Annotated in this window: 18 protein-coding genes and 1 pseudogene; 9 read left to right on the top strand and 10 right to left on the bottom strand. The window is 64.9% G+C overall.

Translation table 11 applies throughout. The annotated features are described in order from the left end of the window. Positions 1–16: 16 nt before the first annotated feature. Positions 17–2,146, bottom strand: coding sequence for a TonB-dependent receptor (locus K2O51_RS02930; protein WP_041680124.1), 2,130 nt, complete (start codon positions 2,144–2,146; stop codon positions 17–19). Between the two features lie 328 nt (positions 2,147–2,474). Here K2O51_RS02930 and K2O51_RS02925 point away from each other — a divergent pair, with 328 nt between their 5' ends. Both K2O51_RS02925 and K2O51_RS35520 read left to right on the top strand, forming a co-directional pair. Beyond that, a complete protein-coding gene (locus K2O51_RS02925) occupies positions 2,475–2,924 on the top strand; it encodes a ParB N-terminal domain-containing protein (protein ID WP_049796538.1) in 450 nt (149 codons plus the stop codon). 77 nt (positions 2,925–3,001) lie between these two features. Beyond that, on the top strand, positions 3,002–3,133 hold the full coding sequence (locus tag K2O51_RS35520; RefSeq protein ID WP_258234618.1) for a hypothetical protein: 132 nt from the start codon (positions 3,002–3,004) through the stop codon (positions 3,131–3,133). 56 nt (positions 3,134–3,189) lie between these two features. On the opposite strand, the gene kdgD is transcribed toward K2O51_RS35520, so the two are convergent. Further along, the gene (gene kdgD / locus K2O51_RS02920; protein ID WP_011299813.1) at positions 3,190–4,104 is read right to left on the bottom strand and encodes a 5-dehydro-4-deoxyglucarate dehydratase; all 915 of its coding nucleotides are present in this window, start codon (positions 4,102–4,104) and stop codon (positions 3,190–3,192) included. A gap of 368 nt (positions 4,105–4,472) precedes the next feature. Between kdgD and K2O51_RS02915 the strand changes: the two genes are divergently transcribed. Then, on the top strand, positions 4,473–5,849 hold the full coding sequence (locus tag K2O51_RS02915) for an MFS transporter (RefSeq protein ID WP_220630470.1): 1,377 nt from the start codon (positions 4,473–4,475) through the stop codon (positions 5,847–5,849). Positions 5,850–5,866: 17 nt separating this feature from the next. Further along, a complete protein-coding gene (garD, locus tag K2O51_RS02910) occupies positions 5,867–7,441 on the top strand; it encodes a galactarate dehydratase (RefSeq protein WP_140951186.1) in 1,575 nt (524 codons plus the stop codon). A gap of 332 nt (positions 7,442–7,773) precedes the next feature. On the opposite strand, the gene K2O51_RS02905 is transcribed toward garD, so the two are convergent. After that, positions 7,774–8,538 (bottom strand): SDR family NAD(P)-dependent oxidoreductase, encoded by a 765-nt coding sequence (locus tag K2O51_RS02905; protein ID WP_011299816.1) that lies wholly within the window; start codon positions 8,536–8,538, stop codon positions 7,774–7,776. A gap of 137 nt (positions 8,539–8,675) precedes the next feature. Between K2O51_RS02905 and K2O51_RS02900 the strand changes: the two genes are divergently transcribed. Continuing rightward, positions 8,676–9,593, top strand: coding sequence for a LysR family transcriptional regulator (locus K2O51_RS02900; protein ID WP_011299817.1), 918 nt, complete (start codon positions 8,676–8,678; stop codon positions 9,591–9,593). Between the two features lie 30 nt (positions 9,594–9,623). Here the strand turns inward: K2O51_RS02900 and K2O51_RS02895 are convergent, their stop codons facing one another. Next, positions 9,624–10,544 (bottom strand): LysR family transcriptional regulator ArgP, encoded by a 921-nt coding sequence (locus tag K2O51_RS02895; protein WP_011299818.1) that lies wholly within the window; start codon positions 10,542–10,544, stop codon positions 9,624–9,626. 73 nt (positions 10,545–10,617) lie between these two features. Between K2O51_RS02895 and K2O51_RS02890 the strand changes: the two genes are divergently transcribed. Further along, entirely contained in the window at positions 10,618–11,268 is a 651-nt protein-coding gene (locus tag K2O51_RS02890; protein ID WP_011299819.1) for a LysE/ArgO family amino acid transporter, read from the top strand. A 197-nt stretch (positions 11,269–11,465) separates the two neighbouring features. Here the strand turns inward: K2O51_RS02890 and K2O51_RS35060 are convergent, their stop codons facing one another. The 6 genes and pseudogenes from K2O51_RS35060 to K2O51_RS02865 all read right to left on the bottom strand — a co-directional run bounded on the left by K2O51_RS35060 (position 11,466) and on the right by K2O51_RS02865 (position 17,095). Then, a complete protein-coding gene (locus tag K2O51_RS35060; protein WP_049796539.1) occupies positions 11,466–12,413 on the bottom strand; it encodes a MurR/RpiR family transcriptional regulator in 948 nt (315 codons plus the stop codon). 3 nt (positions 12,414–12,416) lie between these two features. Then, positions 12,417–13,466 (bottom strand): annotated as a pseudogene (locus tag K2O51_RS02885) (C45 family autoproteolytic acyltransferase/hydrolase); the annotation flags it as partial. A 13-nt stretch (positions 13,467–13,479) separates the two neighbouring features. Continuing rightward, positions 13,480–14,208 (bottom strand): glutamine ABC transporter ATP-binding protein GlnQ, encoded by a 729-nt coding sequence (glnQ, locus tag K2O51_RS02880; protein ID WP_011299822.1) that lies wholly within the window; start codon positions 14,206–14,208, stop codon positions 13,480–13,482. Next, positions 14,205–14,861, bottom strand: coding sequence for a glutamine ABC transporter permease GlnP (glnP, locus tag K2O51_RS02875; RefSeq protein ID WP_011299823.1), 657 nt, complete (start codon positions 14,859–14,861; stop codon positions 14,205–14,207). The genes glnQ and glnP overlap by 4 nt, the downstream gene beginning before the upstream one ends. A 25-nt stretch (positions 14,862–14,886) precedes the next feature. After that, entirely contained in the window at positions 14,887–15,633 is a 747-nt protein-coding gene (glnH, locus tag K2O51_RS02870; protein ID WP_140951180.1) for a glutamine ABC transporter substrate-binding protein GlnH, read from the bottom strand. Positions 15,634–16,105: 472 nt separating this feature from the next. Further along, complete coding sequence (locus K2O51_RS02865) at positions 16,106–17,095, bottom strand: LysR family transcriptional regulator (RefSeq protein WP_140951178.1); 990 nt, start codon at positions 17,093–17,095, stop codon at positions 16,106–16,108. A gap of 156 nt (positions 17,096–17,251) precedes the next feature. Here K2O51_RS02865 and K2O51_RS02860 point away from each other — a divergent pair, with 156 nt between their 5' ends. The 3 genes from K2O51_RS02860 to K2O51_RS02850 all read left to right on the top strand — a co-directional run bounded on the left by K2O51_RS02860 (position 17,252) and on the right by K2O51_RS02850 (position 21,380). Beyond that, positions 17,252–18,058, top strand: coding sequence for an IclR family transcriptional regulator (locus tag K2O51_RS02860; protein WP_220630469.1), 807 nt, complete (start codon positions 17,252–17,254; stop codon positions 18,056–18,058). 48 nt (positions 18,059–18,106) lie between these two features. Continuing rightward, positions 18,107–20,284 carry an acetate--CoA ligase family protein gene (locus K2O51_RS02855; RefSeq protein WP_220630468.1) on the top strand — a complete coding sequence of 726 codons (2,178 nt, stop codon included), beginning with the start codon at positions 18,107–18,109 and terminating at the stop codon, positions 20,282–20,284. Between the two features lie 94 nt (positions 20,285–20,378). After that, positions 20,379–21,380, top strand: coding sequence for a Bug family tripartite tricarboxylate transporter substrate binding protein (locus K2O51_RS02850; protein ID WP_140951173.1), 1,002 nt, complete (start codon positions 20,379–20,381; stop codon positions 21,378–21,380). The last annotated feature ends 43 nt before the right edge of the window (positions 21,381–21,423 follow it).

The raw sequence follows: 21,423 nt of genomic DNA, 5'->3' as shown, positions 1-21,423 counted from the left end.
GCAGTGCAAGCGCGTCTCAGAATTCAACGGTGGCGGACAGCATTACCGTGCGCGGCGCGGCTTGCGAGAAGCCGCCCCACGATGTCACACCCGACCAGTAGTTGCGGTCGAATACGTTGAGCACGTTGGCGCGGAAGGTCGTGGTCTTTCCCGTGATGCGCGTGCGATAGCGTGCGCCCAGGTCGAACCTGGCCCATGACGGCAGGCTGGCGGTATTGAGCTGGTTCACGTATTGCCTGCCCGTGTAGATCATGGTGCCGCTTACGGTCAGGCCCGCTACCCACGGCAAGTCCCATTCCGCACCAAGGTTGGCCTGAACGCGCGGCACGCCGATCGGGTCCTTGCCGACCGCGGCCGCGGTGCCGGACCTCGTGATCTCGCCATCGATCAGCGCCACGCCACCCAACAGCCGCACACCGGGCGCAACCTGGCCGAACAGGTTCAGCTCCAGCCCGCGGTTGCGTTGTTCGCCGTTGACCGAGAACACATTGCCGCCGAGCTGGCCGCTGGGCTTGCTGATCTGGAACGCGGCCAGCGTGGCGCTGAAGCGGCCGAAATCGACCTTGGTGCCGACCTCGTACTGCGTGGTCTTATACGGCGCGAACACCTCGCCCGAGTTGCTCGCCGTAGGGGGCGCCACGTCGCCCTTGCTCAAGCCCTGGACGTAGTTCGCATACAGCGACACGCGCTTCCATGGCTGCACGACGAGGCCCGCCATCGGTGTGGTGGCGCTTTCCTCATAGGACGAAGTCACGGCCCCTGTTGCGCCGAAATTGCGTGAGCGGATGCGCTGCTGCCGCACGCCCAGCGTCAACAGCACGCGGTCATCCAGCGCGGACATGGTGTCCGCGAGCGAGAAGCCCGTCTGGTCGTTATCCGAGACTTTGGGAACGCTATCGGGCGCAGGCAGACCCTGGGCCGGACGTACCACGGGGTTATAGATATTCGATGCCACGGGCGTGCCTGTGGTGTTGGCGCGGTCCAGGCTGTCGGCGTAGGCGCTCGCCTGGAAGGTCACGGCATGGCGCAGGGGGCCGGTGTCAAAGCGGCTGCGCAAGCCGGCATCGTACGTGGCGCGATCGACCTTGAACTTGTAATAGGTGGGCGTGCTCAACGTGTCGCCCTGCGCGTTGACGATTTGTGGCGTGGTGCCGAACAGGCGCGAAAGCTGTGTCCAGCCACCGCCGGCATCGGCGAAGACGGTGAGGTGGTCGTTGATGTCGTATTCCGTGCGGAACAGCAGGGACTCGTCAGTGCCGCGCGTCCATTCCCACGGCTGCGTGACGTTGCGTCGGCCGTCCGGCGCGCCTGGGATGGCCTGCAGGCCGGGCCCCATGATGAAAGCGCGGCCCGGCGCATCGATCTTTTCCTGCTGGCCAATCACGTCCAGCGAGGCCCGCAGCTGCTTGCCCTGGTAGTCCAGCGACAATGCGCCGATGCCGGCCTTGCGCGACTGGTTATCCATGGGTGTATCGCCCTGGTAGTAGCTGCCGTTGAAGCGCACACCCCATTCCCTCGATTCGCCGAAGCGCTGGCTCAAGTCGACGTGGCCGCCGAACTGCGTGTCGGACGCATAGCTCGCAGTCACCGAAGCCAGGTCCTCGTGCGCGCGCTTGGGCACGATGTTGATCACGCCCCCCACGCCGCTGTTGGGGGACATGCCATATAGCATCGCGGCCGGCCCTTTGATGACTTCGAGGCGCTCCACGTAGTCGGTGAAGACGCGGTAATTCGGTGCCACGCCGTACAGGCCGTCGAATGCGATTTCGCCGCTGTTGCCTTCGCCTACCGGGAAGCCGCGGATATAGAAGTTGTCGATGTTGCCGCCGGGCAGGCCGGTGAATCGCACCGATGGATCCTTGTTGACAGCGTCAGCCAGCGTTGGAGATTGCTGGTCCTGGATCATCTGCGCGGTGTAGCTGCTCACGTTGAACGGCGCCTTCATGATGCTGGTGTTGCCCAGCACACCAAGCCGCGCACCGCGCGCGACCTGGCCGCCGGCATAGGGCGCGGGCAGGTCTTCCGGTGACGCATCGGCGGTGACACGGACCTCCGGCAAGGTTTGCGCACTGACATTGCCGGTGGCAGTGGCGCCGTCCTGAGCCCGGGCGGGGTCCAGGGTGGTCAATGCCAGCAGGCCTGCCATTGCCAGAGACGGTGCGAGACCTCGCCAAGCCGGTCGCGGGCACGCGGCCGCTATGCCTGGGAGGGTGCTTGTTGTCTGGAACGATCTCGTTGTGGTGAGGGGGGCTGCCAGGGCAGTCTGACCGGGGACCGGCATGCTCAAGGTTCCTCGTTGACGTCCACAACGAGCGGTCAGCGAGGATCGGATCGTATCGGACAGGTAAGTGGTGTCAGGAGCCTATTGCAAATGCGAATCATTATCAAGTAAATTGTGCAGATAACTTGATCTGTCCGAAACCGCTGGCTGCGCCGACGCACGTGTGGCCAGCCCAAGCCTGCTTGCCGAGACCATGAACGACATCCCGGAAACATCCGCGTTGGCGCGGCACGACGCCCGCGGCTATGGCATTGCCGTGCTGCCGATTTCCTTCTTCCGCCAGTCGGAGGAGGTGGATATGGAGGGGGTATGGATCCTTACCGAGTTGATTGCCTCCGATGGCTGCTGGCTGGCACCCATTCCGGTCGAGGCATCGCACGGTATCGTGATGGATGGCAACCACCGGTTGCGCGCCGCAATGCGTCTCGGGCTCAAGTGCTTGCCCTGCATTCCACTGTGCTATGGCGATGCGCGCATTTGCGTGCGTGACTGGCATTCCGGGGAGCCATTCGATACACGTTGCATCCTGCATACCGTGGCTGCCGGCGCGCTGCTGCCGCACAAGAGCACCCGACACTTCTTCGAGCCGTCCTTGCCCCGCACGTCAATTCCTTTGGAGCGCCTGAGAACCCAGGGCCGGTAGCAGGGTGAGCGGCCAGAACCTGCCGCGCGATGCCGTTATCTCATTTGCGCCGCCGATGGACACCGACCGAATCGACGATGATCATCGTACGCGCGAAGCGCGAGGCATGGTCGTACCGGCTCTATGCGAGCGGCTATCAGCCGGCACACTTCAGCGTGTATTTTGATGACCAGGGCGTGCGCCTTCTGCCGAGGTCGGCCGCCACATAAAGAAATACCCCGCTCGCGGCGGGGTATCCAACTGTGTCCGGTGTTCTGGAGCGACCTTACTGCGGTCCGAGCTTGCGGATCAGCGCATCCAGCTTTTCCGTCTCGTCGGCCGTCAGGTCCGTCAGCGGTGCGCGCACGGGGCCGGCGTCGTAGCCGACCAGGCGGGCGCCGGCCTTGACGATGCTCACCGCATAGCCCTGACGGCGGTTGCGGATATCCAGGTAGGGGAGGAAGAAGTCGTCGATCAGGCGGCCGATGGTCGCGTGGTCGTCGGCGGCGACGGCGCGGTAGAACTCCATCGCAGTGCGCGGAATGAAGTTGAACACAGCCGACGAATACACCGGCACGCCCAGCGCCTTGTAGGCGGCGGCATAGACTTCCGCGGTCGGCAGGCCGCCCAGGTAGGCCAGGCGGTCACCGAGCTTGCGGCGCACGCGCACCATCGCTTCGATCTCGCCGACGCCGTCCTTGAAGCCGATCAGGTTCGGGCAGCGGTCGACCACGCGTTCGAGCAGGTCGGCACCGATGCGCGAGTTGGCGCGGTTGTAGACGATCACCCCGATGTTCACCGCCTTGCAGACTTCCTCGATGTGATTGGCAATGCCTTCTTCGCACGCTTCGGTCAGGTAGTGGGGCATCAGCAGAATGCCCTTGGCGCCAAGGCGCTGCGCTTCCTGAGCGTAGGCGATGGCAACGCGGGTCGGGCCGCCTGCGCCAGCCAGGATGGGCACCTTGCCCGCGCAGGTTTCCACCGCGGTGCGAATCACGTTCGAGTAGTCATCCGGCGTCAGGGAGAAGAACTCGCCGGTGCCGCCAGCCGCGAACAGCGCCGATGCGCCATAGGGCGCCAGCCATTCGAGGCGCTTGACGTACGTTTCCGGCCGGAAGTTGCCTTGCGTGTCGAAGTCGGTGACTGGGAAGGACAGCAGGCCTTCCGAAATGATCTGCTTCAGTTCTTGCGGTGTCGTCATGTCTCTCATCCTGGGCCAGAGGCGGCAGTGGGTGATGGATTGGGGCAGGGCGGCGTTCCGCGTTCCTGCAGTGCGTTATCAATGTACGTCATCGTACAACTAGGCGCGACAATAGACAAGCATTCAAATGCCGGATTGCGGGAAAACCCCGGTGTCGTATCTTTGGTCAGCGCTGTTGGCGCGCGGTTTCAAACCGCCAGATACCCATGTTCTGCAAAGAAAACGGAAAAAATTCCAGGGTGAATCAGGGGAAGTTGGGGTAAACGCGCACTACGATGCCCCGATCCGATCCCTATAATCTCAGTCATACGACGACATATCTCAATCCGCCTTTTGCCGTGTGGCAAGCAGGGCCATGAGGAGACCTGATGAACGCAAGCCCCACTTCCACCTCGACGACCGCAGCCGGCAGGGCAGCCACCGCGCGCCGCACCAACATCCGTTACTGGATCCTGGCGATGATCTTCATCGTCACCACGGTCAACTATGCCGACCGCGCCACGCTGTCGATCACGGGCCCCGCCATGCGCGAGGCCTTCGGTTTCAGCGCCGTGCAGATGGGCTATATCTTCTCGGCCTTCAGCTGGGCCTATGTCATGGCACAGATTCCGGGCGGCTGGCTGCTTGACCGCTTTGGCGCGCGCCGAATCTATGCGGCCAGTATCTGCCTGTGGTCGGTGTTCACGCTCCTGCAGGGCTGGGTGGGTGTGTTCGCCTCCATGGGCGCGGTGATGACCGTGCTGTTCATGTTGCGCTTTGCCGTGGGCCTGGCCGAGTCCCCCGCATTTCCGGCCAATGCCAAGGTGGTCGCGAGCTGGTTCCCCACGTCGGAGCGCGGCACGGCGTCGGCCATCTTCAACGCGGCGCAGTACTTCGCGGCCGTGGTGTTCACGCCGCTGATGGCATGGGTCACGCATAGCTGGGGCTGGCACCACGTCTATCTGTGGATGGGCGTGATCGGCATGGCGCTGGCCTTGCTGTGGCTCAAGGTCATGCGTAGCCCAGCCGACCATCCCGCGGTCAATCGCGCGGAACTCGAGCACATCGAGCAGGGCGGCGGCCTGATCCACATGAACGAAGGCGCGGCGCGCGGTGCCGGCAAGGCCGCGGCGCCGGCGGGCTGGTTCTATGCACGCCAGCTGCTGAGCAACCGCATGCTGGCCGGCGTCTACCTGGGCCAGTACTGCATCAACGTGCTGACCTATTTCTTCCTGACCTGGTTTCCGGTGTACCTGGTGCAGGCGCGCGGCATGTCGATCCTCAAGGCAGGTTTCGTGGCGTCGCTGCCGGCAATCTGCGGCTTCCTTGGCGGCGTGCTGGGCGGCATGATTTCCGACGCGCTGCTGCGCCGCGGCCATACGCTGACTGTCGCCCGCAAGGTGCCCATCGTGGCCGGCATGCTGCTGTCGGTCAGCATGATCGCCTGCAACTATGTCGATGCCGAATGGCTCGTCGTCGGCTTCATGGCGCTGGCCTTCTTCGGCAAGGGCATCGGCGCGCTGGGCTGGGCCGTCGTGGCGGATACCGCGCCCAAGGAAGTGATCGGCCTGGCGGGCAGCATCTTCAATACGTTCGGCAATATCGCCGGCATCGTTACGCCGATCGCGATCGGCTATATCCTGAGCGTCACCGGCTCCTTCAACGGCGCGCTGGTGTTCGTCGGAGTCCATGCACTGGTCACGGTGCTGAGCTACCTGGTGATCGTCAAGGACATTCGCCGCGTGGAACTCAGGCACCCGCAATAACCGCAGGAAGCACAAGCATGTCAGAACACGATTCGCAGGCAGTCAAGGCGCCGCTCTATATCCGCATCCATCCCGAGGACAACGTGGCCATCGTCGCGAACGACGGCGGCCTGCCTGCGGGCGCGGCGTTTCCATGCGGGCTGGTCCTGCAAGAGGCCGTGCCGCAGGGGCACAAGGTCGCGCTGTCCGACCTGAAGCAGGGCGATGCAGTGGTGCGCTACAACGTGGTGATCGGCTACGCGCTGAAGGACCTGCCGCGCGGCAGCTGGGTCAACGAGCGCGTCATTGAAATGCCGGTGGCGCCGGGCCTGACCGACCTGCCAATCGGCACGCGCGTGCCCGCGCCGCTACCGCCGCTGGAAGGCTATACCTTCGAAGGTTTCCGCAATCCGGATGGTTCGGTCGGCACGCGCAACATCCTGGCTATTACCACCACCGTGCAATGCGTGTCGGGCGTGGTCGAGCATGCCGTGCGGCGCATTCGCGAAGAACTGTTGCCGCGCTATCCGAATGTCGATGATGTCGTCGGGCTCGAACACACGTATGGGTGCGGCGTGGCCATCGATGCGCCCGATGCCGTGATCCCGATCCGCACGCTGCGCAATATCGCGCTCAATCCGAACTTCGGCGGCACCGCGATGATGGTGAGCCTCGGCTGCGAAAAGCTGCAGCCGGACCGCCTGATGCCGGCGGGCACCATTCCGATCCAGACCGGCGCGGGCGAGGTGCAGGTGGGCGTGGTCTGCCTGCAGGACGAGCAGCATGTCGGGTTTGCCTCGATGATCGCATCGATCATGACCATGGCCGAAACGCATCTGGAGCGCCTGAACGCGCGTCGGCGCGAAACCTGCCCGGTGTCGGACCTGGTGGTCGGCGTGCAGTGCGGCGGCAGCGACGCGTTCTCCGGCGTGACGGCCAACCCCGCAGTCGGCTTCGCCACTGACCTGCTGGTGCGCGCGGGCGCCGCCGTCATGTTCTCCGAGGTGACCGAAGTGCGCGATGGCATCGACCAGCTCACCGCGCGCGCCGCCACCCCAGAGGTCGCCGACGCGATGATCCGCGAAATGGCCTGGTATGACCGCTACCTGGAACGCGGCCGCGTGGACCGCAGCGCCAACACCACACCCGGCAACAAGAAGGGCGGACTGTCAAACATCGTCGAGAAGGCGATGGGCTCGATCATCAAGTCAGGCAGCGCACCGATCTCGGGCGTGCTGTCGCCGGGCGAGAAACTGAAGCAGAAGGGATTGATCTACGCGGCCACGCCCGCAAGCGATTTCATCTGTGGCACGCTGCAGCTTGCGGCCGGCATGAACCTGCACGTGTTCACGACCGGACGCGGCACGCCCTACGGGCTGGCCGAAGTGCCCGTGATCAAGGTGGCCACGCGCAGCGACCTGGCGCGCCGCTGGCACGATCTGATGGACGTCAACGCGGGCCGCATCGCGACCGGCGAAGCCACCATCGAGGACGTGGGCTGGGAGCTGTTCCGCCTGATGATCGACGTGGCCAGCGGCCGCAAGAAGACCTGGGCGGAGCACCACAAGCTGCATAACGCGCTGGCGTTGTTCAATCCGGCGCCGGTGACCTGAGGGCGGATTCGACTCCGCTCCCGGGCGGCTGTCAGCTGAAGTGATTCGCTGGACGATTTGGCTCTATCACTGGTGCTGGCCTGCTAGGGCTATGCGCCCCCACGGATGTGTCGGGGCTCGTTCTTGTTTCCGGCTTAAGTATGCGGCGAAGCCGGTATTCTCAGCTGGCTCGTCGGGCACAAGGCAGGCGCCGGCTTCTATTGCTACGTGGATGGCAACAAGCAGGTCCTTGCCGTTGCCGCCGTCCCGGCACGTCCGGCCAGCGTGCGGTGACGAAGCTGCTCGGCTCGCTGCCCAGGGCGAACCATCGCACCCGCGCGCGAGAGCTCCGCTTAGACCTGCTGCTGGCCGCCGTCGACGAACAACTCGACGCCGTTCACGAAGCTCGCGTCCTCCGAGGCAAGAAACAGCGCGGCGCTCGCGATCTCGCCGGGCTCGCCGAGGCGCCCCATCGGGATCTGGGCAGCCAGGTAGTCGGCCAGGCCCTGGCGTTGAGTGATATCGTCACCGGCGAGGTCGAGCAGGCCAGGCGTGCGCGTCGCGCCCGGGCTGATTGTGTTCACGCGGATGCGGCGATCCTTCAGGTCGAGAATCCAACTGCGTACGAAGGCGCGCACCGCGGCTTTCGAGGCCGAATACACGCTGAATGCAGCCGTACCCGCGCTGCCTGCCGTTGAACCAGTTAGAATCACAGACGCGCCCTGGGCGAGCAGCGGCAGCGCTTTTTGCACCGTGAAGAGCACGCCCTTCACATTGCGATCGAAGGTGTCGTCGTAGTGCTCTTCGGTGATGCTGCCGAGCGGCAGCATCGAACCGCCGCCGGCGTTCGCGAACAGCACGTCGAGATGCCCCTGTTCTTCCTTGATCTGCGCATACAGCGCGTCAAGTTCACCCAGCTTTGTTGAGTCGACACGTACCCCCGTCGCGTTGCCGCCTGCTTCGCGGATGCTCTTCACCGCGGTATCAAGTTCTGCCTGACGACGGCCGGTGAGATAGACGTGCGCGCCTTCCGTGGCGAAGCGCTGCGCAGTAGCGAGGCCGATGCCGCTGGTTCCGCCGGTAACCAGTGCAACTTTGTTGTCGAGCTTGCGTGCCATGGCATTTCTCCTTTCGTTCGGTAAGTGAATGACTGCGTGGTTGCGTGCTGCGATGTGAGGAGAATATCGACGCCCTCGGCTTTTCGAAATAGAATTGATTGCAAACTAACGTTGCAAAAATGAAAAGATGAGGGGCAATGCCGAAACTTCCTGATTTCGAAGGACTCGCGATGTTCGCGAAGGTCGCCGAGGAGGGATCGTTCACGGCCGCGGCGCGCGTCATGGGGGTGTCTGTGGCCACGGTCTCGCGTGGCGTCGCCCGGCTGGAAGAACGGCTGGGCGCTCGGCTTTTCAACCGCACATCACGCGAGCTCTCGCTTACCGGGTTCGGCCAGACGATCTGTGACAAGGCAGGAGCGATCTACCGTCAGGCCGAAGAAGCGGAAAGCGCCGCGCGCGAGATGTCGGTGCAGCCTCGCGGGCTGGTGCGCCTGGCTGTGCCGATGTCGTTCGGGCTGCGCTGGGTCGCGCCGCTACTGCCCGGCTTCTTTCGCGCGTACCCGGAGGTGTCGATCGACATGCATCTTTCAGATGCGTCGGTCGATCTGGTTGCCGATGGGTATGACGCCGCACTGCGCATCGCCGCGCTGCCGGATTCGTCGTTGGTCGTTCGACGGCTGTGCGCAGTCACACAATTCGTAGTGGCGTCGCCGGCGTATCTGAAGCGCGAAGGGCGGCCCGCCCATCCGCGCGAACTGGCGGACCGGTCGTGCCTCTCATACGCGTACCGCGCACGCAGCGATGTGTGGCGGTTCACGAACGCTGTGGGCGAGGAGGAGTCGGTCATGCCCACCGGCCCGTTGCGCGTGACGAATTCGGAGGCGCTGCTGCCCACGTTGCTCGACGGCCTTGCCATTGCCGAACTCCCCGAATTTATCGCCGGCGAATATTTGGCCGATGGCCGCCTCGAAACGATCCTCACCGACTGGTCGCTGACGAAGGGCGGCCTTTACTTCGTCACGCCATCGGCGCGCGCGCGTCCCGCGAAGGTGGCTGCGCTGTCCGACTATTTTGCGGAGCATCTCTCCGAGCCGACATGGCGATGGCCGAGGTAATGCGTTGGCGAAGTTGAGCCGCTTTTATGTTCACCGGGGAAATACTTTAGCCGACAACGGCGGCAAGAGCGCTACCCGGGCCGCCGCCAGCACCTCGCGACTCAAGCCTTCAATCAATCCCGACGTCGCACGGGCGTGTTGCCAGTGAAGCGGTACATCCAGCGGTGTATCCGCCACCAACTCGACGAGTGCGCCGTCGTCAAGATATGGCTCGATGAGCGACTCCGGATGTAGGCCCCAGCCCATGCCCGCAATGGCTGCGGACACGAAAGCGTGGGCCGAAGGCAATGTGTGCCGGGGCAGTTCCACGTGCCGGTGGCACAGACGCCGCGCCCAGCGCGCCTGCAATTCATCCTTGGTGTTGAACACCAGGCTGGGCGCTTTCGCCAGGCTCCCAGCGCCAACGCCGTCGGCAAAGTGGCGTCGCATGAATCCGGGGCTCGCAGCAGCCCGATAACGCATGGAGCCAAGAGGGCTGCTGTTGCAGCCTGCGGCAGGGCGCGCCGTAGCGGTCACGGCGGCCAGCACCGCGCCGCAGCGCAACCACTCGGTCGTATGGTCCTGGTCATCCACGGCCACGTCCATCAGCACGGGATTTTCCGCGGCGAACCGGGCAATCGCCGGAGCGATCCACGTCGCCAGGCTGTCGGCATTCACCGCAACAGGCAGCGTTACCCGGGCAAGCCCCTGTGGAGCGAGAGCCGGCAACGCCTCCTGCAACTCCTGTTCGAGTAGCCGCACACGGTCGATGTGCTGGCACAGGCGCCGTCCGGTCTCCGTCGGCCGACAAGGCTGATCGCGGACCACCAGCGTGCAGCCAACTTTCTCTTCCAGCAGCCGAATGCGCTGCGAGATGGCTGAAGGCGTCACGCTCAATGCGCGTGCAGCACGCTCAAAGCTGCCTTCTCGGATTACGGCAGCCAAAGCAGAAAGCGCGGCGTAGTCGAGCATATGTTAAGTTTTTCTAAACTGGGTGAAGGAAGGATAGTTTGTCTTCACAAAAAGGAGCAGGCAAGCTGGGGGCATGAACTCCCTGCCTGACACCGCTTCCCTCGCCCTGTCCATTGCCCTGCAGGGTCTTGCCCTGAGTCTTGGGCTGATCGTTGCCATCGGCGCGCAGAACGCTTTCGTGTTGCGCCAGGGTTTGCGTCGCCAGCATGTGGGCAGCGTGGTGCTGTTCTGCGCCGCGGCCGATGCCTTGTTGATTGCCGCTGGCGTCATGGGCATGGCGCAGGCCCTGGGCGACCGGCCCGGGCTGGCGCGTGCCCTCGCCGTGGCCGGTTCTGTCTTCCTGGCGATATATGGCTGGCAGGCATTGCAGCGCGCGCGGCAGTCGCATCAATTGAAAGCTGCGGACGGTGTGGACGGGCTCGGCCGGGGCGCTGTACTGGCGCAGGCGGCGGCCTTCACGCTGCTTAATCCCCATGTCTACCTCGATACGGTGCTGCTGGTCGGCAGCATTGGTGCCCAGCAACCTGCGGCGCTGCGCGGCTGGTTCGTGGCCGGCGCAAGCGCCGCCAGCCTGTTCTGGTTCGGACTTCTGGGATTTGGCGCGCGGTGGCTGGCGCCCTGGTTCGCGCGGCCCAAAGCCTGGCGAGTGCTCGACGGCGTCATCGCCATGACCATGTTCGTACTGTCCGCCTTGCTGGTGCGTCACGTATTCAACGCAGTGTGACCTGCCGCAGGTCTGCGAGCCCTTCGGGCATTGAAGATCGTGAAGCGCCGCATGCTCGCGTTGATCAACGAGGGCGCGCACTGGGAACCGGCAGCCGCTGCTGGAACGCCTTGTATCAAGCGGCGCGGGGACGTTCGACCGCACGGACTGAGCGAGGCAGCCAAGACGCCGCTACCCCGAACGACCGCGCGCGTGGCCTATTCCGTCTCGATATCGAGCGCCGCGATCATTTGCTCCCGCCGGGCCAGCGCTCGCAGCGATCGCTTGCCAAGCTTTGTCGCGGCCAGATTGAGCAAGCCTTCGCAAAAGATCAGGTAGGCGCCCATGCTGTTGCTGAAGAAGCTGCTTTCGTGCGGGATGAAGAAGGCGTGGCGCGCAGCGGCCGCGAGGGGGGAGGCGCTGGTGTCGGTGATGGCAATGACTGTCAGCCCGCTTTCCGCCGCCGCTGCTGCGGCTTCGGCCACGCTGCGCGTATAGGGCGCGACGCTCATCACCACGACGACATCGCCGCGTTGCAACTGAGCCAGGCCTTCCGCCACGCCCAACCCGTGGGCGTCGAGCAGGCCGACGTCGCTGCGGATCATGCTCAGGCCATAGCACAGAAAGCTCGCGAGGGCGCTGAACTGGCGCAGGCCATGAACGCGCACGCGCGGTGCCTCGGCCAGTAGTTCCGCGGCCCCGCGCAGTTCTTCGGCCGACAGTCGGGCTACGAATCGCTCGACATTCTGGATGGATTCGTGCGCAAGCTGGACGACAGCGCCAACCTCCGGAGAAACGCCGCCGGGCATGCCGGTATTGTCCGCGCCAACGAGCCGCTCGGCCTGCTGGCTATAAAAATGCCGGTGGCGCTGGGCCATGCTGTTCCGGAATACGCCCTGGAATTCGGCGAACCCTTCGAAGCCCAGTCGGGTCGCCAGGCGCGTAAGTGTCGACGCGTTCACGTCGAGGGAGTTGGCCAGGTCCGTGATTGTCCGGACGGCTACTTCCTCGGGGCGTTCTACCAGATGAGCCAGGACCGTCAGGGCCTTCGCGCCCAGCTTTACCTCGGCCTGGTCGCGCCCAATGCTCACGACCAGATCGCGCAGTCCTTCGACCGTGCGCGGCGGCAGGCTAGTGGCGGGATTGGACGTCTGGCCGGGCGCCAGCGTCGGTGCGTCTTCTTCTCGCGTATGTCCATTGATCATTCGGTACCGGGGGGCAGTGCCGGGCTGTTCGTAAACCTCCCATTCTATGCAAGTCGGACCCACCCGCATATCGGCGGTCGCCTGGGTGTTCTCGCCGTCGCTGTCGTGCGGGTCATCCCGATAGATCGGGAACGAGGGATGAGCGGTATCGGCAAGGAGTTCCAGAGGATCAATTTCCCTTCCATCTCGCGCCGCATCGGCAATGACAGTGTCGCCGCGCATCTGCCGGTGCCCGGACGAACCGGTCACGATCTGCGGGTGGTCCCTCATCTGCGGGTGGATAGCATGGTTGGCGTGCATGGACGTCTGCGTGATGTCCAGCACCGAGCATCCATACGCGCTGAATTCCACACTGAGCAGCGCCGTGCTGCGGCAATGGCCGAGCGTCAGGTGGAAGCCGCCGGCATGGGGATTGTCGCGCAACACGGCCAGGGCTTTATCGAGATCGGGCGCATCCAGAACCGCGCGGGTCAGGACCATGCGCGGCACGCCAGCCGTCGTATTGCGGTAACGCAGGTTATTGACGGTCATGGCGAGCCCCAATTCGGTGGCCGCGAACGTATGCCCGGGCAGCGATCCCGGATAGACAAACGATGCGAACCCCGGGCTGCCGGCGATGTGGCATTGCGCGATCGCGCAGTGGCCACTGAAGCCAGGGTCGCCGTCCTCGTTGTGGCTGATGCGGCGCCGATGTGCGCCGGGAACCTGGACGGTGGTGCAGCCGTCGGGCGACATGGCCCAGACATCGCCGCGGCAGTTCCACAGGAACGTATCTTCCAGCGGAAGACCGAGGCCGTCGGCAAGGCCCTTCAACTCGTCCCAGATTCGCGGAAACCGCGCCTGGACCTGTGCCGCCATGAGGGCGGCCTGTTCCGTGCCACGCCAGCGCATCACGCTGCGCCACGCGTCGGTGTGCAGCAGATGGTCACGGACGGCGCTGGCGCCAAAGCGGCCGAGCGCCTGACCGGCCTGGAAGGGTGAACCTGAAATATCGATGAAAGCAATTGCCGGCATGGATTCTTCTTTGTTACTCGACGTGTTGGAGGAAGTCCTGCAAACGTTGATTGGGTGGGTTGTCGAGCACATCAACCGGCGAGCCATCCACCGTGATCCGGCCGTGCTCCATGAAGATCAGGCGCGTGCCTACCTTACGCGCAAACGCCATTTCATGTGTGACGACAACCATCGTCATGCCTTCGTCCGCGAGCGTCTGCATCACGCGCAGCACCTCCTGGCGCAACTCGGGATCCAGCGCCGAGGTGGGTTCGTCGAACAGCATCAACTGAGGCTTCACGGCCAGCGCGCGGGCGATGGCCACACGCTGTTGCTGTCCGCCGGACAACTCGCCCGGATAGTGGTCGGCCCGTGCCGCAAGGCCGACCTTCGCCAGCAGGTCTCGCGCTACCGCCTCGGCATCGGCCTTGGTCGTGCCACGCACCTGGCGGGGGCCGAAGGCCACGTTTTCCAGCGCTGTCATCTGTGGAAAGAGATTGAACTGCTGGAACACCATGCCGGCCTCGAGGCGGATCTCGCGGACCTTTGCTGCGCGATCGAGCACGCTGATACCGCCGACGACCAGGTCGCCGTCATCGATGGTTTCCAGCGCGTTGATGCACCGCAGGAGGGTCGATTTGCCGGACCCCGACGGCCCGATCAATACCACCACCTCACCCTTGTCGATCGAAAGGTCGACCTGGTCGAGCACCGTGGTTTGCCCGAAGCGTTTGGTCACGCCCTTGAAATTGACCATGCTCATAAGATGCGCATCCTCTTTTCCATCGTGCGCAGAACGAATGTCATCGCGCCGATCATGCATAGGTAGAGTGCCGCCACGGCTGTCCAGATTTCGACGGCCCGGAAGTTGGCTGCCATGACCTCCTGCCCCTGCCGCGTCAGCTCTCCCACGCCAATCACGATGAACAGGGAGGTGTCCTTCAAACTCACGATGAACTGGTTGCCCAGCGGCGGTGTCATGCGGCGCAGCGCGACAGGGCCGACCACAAACGCGAGCACACGCCACGGTGGCAGGCCCAGCGCCAATCCCGCCTCGCGCAGGCCCCGGGGCACCGACAGGAATGCGCCGCGCACGATCTCGGCAATGTAGGCGCCAGAGTTCACGATGATCGACGCCACTGCGGCAGTCATCGCGTCAACGCGAACATGCAGCAAGACCGGCAAGGCAAAGTAGATGAACATCACCTGGACCACGATCGGCGTGCCGCGCACCAGCTCGACATACGTGAAGGCAATGTTCTGGACCCAGGCATTGCCGTAGGCGCGCATCAGGCCGAACAGCAGGCCAACCAGGGTGCCGCCGACCAGCCCGGCCAATGTAATGGCGACCGTCAGCCTCGCGCCCTGGAGCAGGGCCGGGAGGGCGTCGGTAATCACCGAAAAATCGAACTCCATCTAGGTTCTCCGCTTCGGTGATGGATCACATGTTTGCCGGTTCGACACCGAACCACTTCTTGTAGATAGCGGCGTACCGGCCGTCGGCCCGAATCTTTGCCAGCGCCTCGTTGACCTTGGGAACCAGTGGGCTGCCCTTCGGAAATCCGATGCCGTACTTCTGCGCCATCATCTGCGGCCCGACTGCCTTGACTTGTCCTTTGCCGGCGGTGTGGATGTAGTACAGGACATTCGGTGTGTCGTGCATGGCCGCATCCACGCGTCCCGTCCTCAGTTCAAGGTAAGCGTTGTCAATATTCGGGAAGAGCCGCAGATCGGTTCCGGCGAAGTTCGATTTGGCGTAGTCGGCAGCGGAAGTACCGGTCTTGAGCGCCAGGGATTTGCCCTTCAGCTCGTTCGGGCCCTTGATCGTGCTGGAACTCGGCACCATCAGCATGAAGCCGCTGTCATAGTAGCCATCGGAGAAATCGATGACTTTCTTGCGGTCTTCCTTGATGGTGATGCCAGCCAGCGCCACGTCGACATTGCGGGTCTGGAGCGCCGGCAGGATGCCATTGAAATCCATTGGCTGCAGCTTGTAGTCGAGCTTCAGATCCCTGGCGATGGCATCCCATAGATCAATGTCGAAGCCGACATACTTGTCGCCTTGCTTGAACTCGAACGGGACGAAGGCGGTGTCTACGGCCACGAGCAGCTGCTCGGCATGTGCGGCGTGGGCGACAAGACTGGCGGCAAGGCACACAGCCGCGGCGAACTTGGCAAAGAGCTTCATACGGAAATCCTTTCAGACGTGTTCACCAACATGAATCAGGCAAGGTGCGTATCGCACATTGTCAGGCAACTACATTTGCGTAAGTGCTCGTAAAGCAAATGTAGTTGCGAAGTGTGGTTCCGAAAGACCGATGCCGCAACCTAGGGTTTTCCCATGGGATCGAATGCGGTCGGACTTGCCCCCACACGAGCAGAAGGTGGTGCGCGACGGCCAGGTGCTGGAAGCGCGGGTCACGGCCGGTATGGGCACTCGGCTGGGGACCAGCTCCTGAAACGGGAGCTAGCTGTTGCGGCAGCGGGCGCGCGCCGATGACGTGGTATGCCGTTACGGCAGCGAGGAATGACTGGAGGCGGATGCGGCCCGGATCGACCGGGCGGACAAGGCGATGTATCTCGCGAAGTCGAACGGGCGCAATCGGTCTGTGCCGCTTGCGGAGACGGATGCCAACGTGTCGTCGCGTGAGATGGGTGGCCTATACGGCAATGTCTGCGGTTTCCACAGGCTTGTCATCGCGCGGTTCCGGTGGCGCGCCGGGTCGCTTCAACGGGCTGTCGGGCATGTTGATCAGGTAGTGCGCCTCGCGCCGCAGTTGTGCGGCAAAGCTGGCGACCACCGGAGGCATCGGGGAATCGGCGCGGTAGATCAGGCAGACGGTGTGGCTCGGCAACGGGTCTTCGATCGGAAGGACCGCCAGCCCCGTCGAGGCACCCACCCGGTCTTGCATGAGTTGGCGCGCAACCATACACAGCAGCCTGCGGTCCTGCAGCAGCGCCTGGATGAGGTTGAAGGTGTCGCACCGCACGGCCACGCGGGGCAGGGGCAGATCCTGCGCGCGGAAGGCATCCATGATGGCCGCGCCAGGCCCGTGCATGCGGCAGGTAGTCAGGATCCATTCCGAACCCACCAGCTCACGCAGCGTGCGCGCATGGCGCAGCGGATGGTCCTGGTGTGCAACCACGACCGAGTCGTTGTTGTAGAGCGGCTCGCAGATGAAGTCGTGGTCAATGCCTTCATCGGGAATCGGGCTCACCGCGACGTCGATGAGGCCCGCACGCAGGTCCTGCAGGTGCACCGCAGAGCGGCCGCTGTCGATGTAGACCTGCACTTCCGGATGCTGCCGGCGGAACCGGTTCAAGGCAGCGGGCAGCAACAGGTGCGCCGGACCGCCGGTGACGCCAATGCGAACGGTGCCGGTACGCGCGCCCAGCATCTGCGTCATTTCTTCCGTGGCCCGGCGGGCTTCGGTGGCAATCAGCCGCGCGCGGCGCAGGAAGGCTTCGCCATAGTGCGACAGCACGACCCCGCGCGTCGTGCGCGTGAGCAGCGGCACATGCAGTTCGTCCTCAAGCTGGCGGATGCTCTTCGTCAGCGCGGGCGCCGACACGTCGCGCGTCCGAGCCGCGGCGCGGATGCTGCCGCCTTCCGCCACCGCGATGAAATCCTGGATCTGGCTGAGTCGCATGCTGTGCATCCGGGTTGAGAATCGGCGTCCAAAGTACCTTATGCCCTACCCGCGAAACGGGTCAAGGCGATGACCTATATTTCCAACATCTGGAAATGGATTCCACGTTTTGACACTGGGCGCCTCCGTGTCCAGACTGGATAGAGAGGAAACACCATGAACCTGCCCGTCGAACAATTCATTGCCGAGCGCCGCCGCGAAGACCCGTCTTTCGGGGGGCTGCTGGCCAAAGGCTTTGCCCTGCTGCGCTGCTTTATCGACGAGCCGCGGCCGCTTGGCAATGGCGAACTCGCGCAGCGGCTGCAGCTGCCGCGCGCGACGGTATCGCGCATCTGCCGCACGCTGTTCGAGCTTGGCTATCTCGACTGGGATCCCAAGCTCGACAAGTATTTCGTCAGCGCCCAGGTGCTCGCGCTCGGCTATCCGTACCTGACCGGCCTGCAAGTCCGCCACGTGGCCCGTCCGCTGATGCAGGCGCTGGCCGACCGCATCGAAGGCGCGGTGTCGATGGGTGTGGCGCACCGGCTCGACGTGACCTATCTGCAGTCCTGCACCCACAACGAAGGGACGCCGGCCAGACCCGGTACCGGCGCCGTGCGCTCGGTGCTTAGTACGGCCATGGGGCGTGCCTATCTGTGCACCTTGTCAAAGGCCGAGTTTGAAAGCCTGATGACCTCCGCAAGCGAGGAGCGGCCGGAGCAATACGCCGCGTTCTACGACACGCTGTGCCACAACGTCGCCCACTACCCGAAGCGCGGCTTTGCGCTCAACGAGGGCGATGCCGGCATTGGCGTGCATGGCGTGGGGGTCTATTCGCGCATCCGCTACCTGAACCGTCCGCTGCTGTTCAACTGCGCCTTGCCTGGCTCGCAGGTCAGGCGCGGGACCATGGAAAAGAAGATCGCGCCGCTGCTGATGGAAATGGTCCGCTCCATCGAGGCGGCCACCGGCCTGCAGCAATAGCGGCTGACGCCCAACATCCACAACAAGACCCGCATTGGAGACGCTCGTATGGTTGACCTGAATTCCCTGCTGTATCCGCGTTCGATCGCCGTGATTGGTGCTTCTACCCAGCCGGACAAAGTGGGCGGCATGCCCATCCGGCTGCTGCGCGAACTGGGCTATGCGGGACGCATCTATCCGGTCAACGCATCAGCGGCCGAAGTGCAGGGCTTGCCTGCCTATGGCTCGCTGTCAGATATCGGCGAACCGGTCGACCTGGCCATCATCGCGGTGCCGGCCAGCGCCAGCCAGGACGTGATGGCACAGCTTGCCGGCAACGGCACGCGCGCAGCGGTGGTGTTCACTTCAGGCTTCGCCGAGGCGGGCGGCGCCGGCGTGCAGATGCAGGAGCGCCTGGCCCGCAGCGCGCAGCAAGCCGGCATCACACTGCTGGGCCCCAACTGCCTTGGCGCCATGAATCTGCGCGAACGCGTGTTCGCCACGTTCTCGCCGATTGCGCTGAGCGGTACGCCGCCGGTCGGCGAAGTGGGCCTGGTGAGCCAGAGCGGGGCGTTCGGCGCCTATGCTTTTGCGCTCGCGCGTGAAGCGGGCCTCGGCCTGAGCCACTGGGTCACGACCGGCAACGAGGCCGGGCTGCAGGTGGCCGATGTGATCGAGTGGCTTGCCCATGATCCGAACACCCGCGTGATCCTCGCCTATATCGAAGGCTGTCGCGATGGCGCCCGCCTGCGCCGGGCACTCGCCGCCGCGCGTGCAGCCGGCAAGCCGGTTGTAGTTACCAAGGTGGGCACGACCGAAGCCGGCGCACGTTCGGCGCAGTCGCATACGGCCAGCCTGGCCGGCGAAGACGCGGTGTACCAGGCGGTGTTCGATGCGTACGGCGTGCACCGCGCCCATACGCTGGAAGAGTTCTTCCGGCTCGGCTATGTGCTGTCGCGCGGCCGACGGCCGGCCACGTGGCAGCGCACCAGCGGTGGTGACGCCGATGCGGTCACGCCGCTGGCCATCGTCACGGTGTCGGGCGGCGTGGGCATCATGATGGCGGACCGCGCCGAAGAACTCGGCCTGCCGCTGCCGCCGATGCCCGACGACGCGGCCGCGGCACTGCGTACCGCGATACCGTTCGCGAGTACCGCCAATCCGATCGACGTCACGGGGCAGATCGTGGCGCAGCCGCGCGTTTTCATGGACGCCATCGCCGACGTGGCGCGCAGTGGCGCCTACGGCAGCGTGGCGGTCTTTCTCGCCGGCGGCGCTAATGCCCCGCGGTTCTGGCCGGAGTTGCAGCAAGCCATCGGCGTGCTGAGCGAAGCGGCGGACGCCGCGCCGCTGATGGTGTCCGGCCTCGTCGATGACGACAAGCGCGCCTGGCTCGAAGCGCGCGGCTGCCTGGTGTTCCGCGAACCGGGCCATGCGGTCGAAGCGGTCGCCACGCTGGCGCGTGCGGCCGCGCTCGAAGACGCGCGCGGAGATGACGCGATTGAAGGGCAAGCACAATCCGATCCGCAGGACGACCTGCTGCGCGACATTCCGCCAGCTGCCACCGCGCTGTCCGAGTACGAGGCCATGCGTCTGCTCGCCGAGGCCGGCGTACCGGTCGCCCCGCACGACCTCGCACGTGACGCTGAAGAGGCCGTGCGCATTGCCGAACGTCTCGGCTACCCCGTCGTCGTCAAGCTGTGCTCGCGCGAGATCCTGCACAAGAGCGATGTGGGCGGCGTGGCGCTCAACCTCGCCAACGCGCAGGCGGTGCGCGATGCCTTTGGCCGCATGGCGCAGGCCGTGGCCGGTCTGCGCACGGACAAAGGCACACCGGTCGCGCTCGACGGCGTGCTGGTAGCGCGCATGGTGCGGGGCTGGGGCGAGGTCATGGTCGGCGTGCGGCGCGATCCGGTATTCGGCCTGGTCGCGCTGGCCGGCATCGGCGGCACGGCCGTCGAGATCTTCCGCCAGACCGCCTGCGGACTGGCGCCGCTGTCGCGCGAACAGGCGCGCGCCATGCTGCACGCGAGCCGCGTCGCCGCGCTGTGCGAAGGGCACCGGGGCCACCCGCAGGTGGACCTGAACGCTGCCGCGCAGGTGCTGGCCAGCGTGTCGCAGCTTGCCGCGGAGTTGGGCGACCGGCTTGACACGATCGAGATCAATCCGTTCATCGTCACCGCGCAGGGACTGGTCGCCGCCGATGCGGTCGTCACGCTTCGCGCGGACAGCCACGGCGCACTGTAGCGAACGCAATCCCATCCGAAGAAAAGGAGTCAGGATGCCCGCACAGACAGGCACCGGCTCCGCAGCAGACCCTCAATAAAACAGGAGACGAAACATGCAATTGCAGACGCACTTGACGGCGCGGCGCATGGTGCTGCGTGGACTGGGCGCACTCGCCGCGACGGCGTTTTGCGCGGTGGCGCCCACGGCGCATGCGGGCGCCTATCCCGACAAGCCAATCCGTCTCGTGGTGCCGTTCCCGGCGGGCGGCGGCACCGATGTCGTGGGCCGGCTGGTAGCGGCCGGCCTGTCCAAGGATCTCGGCCAGACGGTTGTCGTGGAGAACATCGCCGGGGCCACGGGCACCATCGGCTCGGCACAGGTCGCGCGTTCCGCGCCCGACGGCTACACGCTGGTGCTTGGCATTTCCGCCACGCATGCGATTGCGCCGGCCATCTTTCCCAAACTCCCGTACGATCCGGTGCGCGATTTCGTGCCGATCGGGCGGCTCTTCTATGGCGGCAATGTGCTGATTGCCGGGCCCGCCTTCAAGGGCCGCGACCTGCCCGCGCTGATTGCCGCAGCGAAGCGCCCGGGCGCGGACCTGGCCTACGGCTCCTGGGGCAATGGCTCGGGCGGTCACCTGGCCGGCGAAAGCCTCAACGTCTTGAGTGGCATCCACCTGCGCCATATTCCGTACAAGGGCGTCAACCCGATGCTCACCGACGTGATCGGCGGCACGCTGCCCGTGGCCATGTCCGATCTGGCCGGTACGCTGCCGCTGATTCGCAGCGGCAAGGTGAGGGCGCTGGCCGTCACCGGCTCCGAACGTTCGCCCGCGCTGCCCGATGTGCCGACCTTCACCGAATCCGGCGTCGCGTTCGGTGTCGACAGCTGGTTTGCCTTGTTCGCGCCCGCGCGCACGCCCACCGACATCGTCGACCGGTTGGAGCGCGCATTGGCCGCAGCCATGCGCGACCCGGCCATCAAGGCACAGGCCGATTCGCTCGGCATGCGCTATACGCCCCAGCCGCGCAGTGCATTTGCCGCGCAGATGCGCAGCGACGTTACGTCCTGGGCCGCACTGGTCAAGTCCAGCGGCGCGGCCCAGGAGTGAGCCGCCGCGCCCGTCCGCTATTCCCTCAAGATTCCCGGAGCCC

The sequence above is a fragment of the Cupriavidus pinatubonensis genome, from assembly GCF_019602855.1.
GTDB lineage: Bacteria > Pseudomonadota > Gammaproteobacteria > Burkholderiales > Burkholderiaceae > Cupriavidus > Cupriavidus pinatubonensis.
The sequence above is the reverse complement of the archived record's forward strand: the minus strand, read 5'-3'. Positions and strand labels throughout refer to the sequence as shown.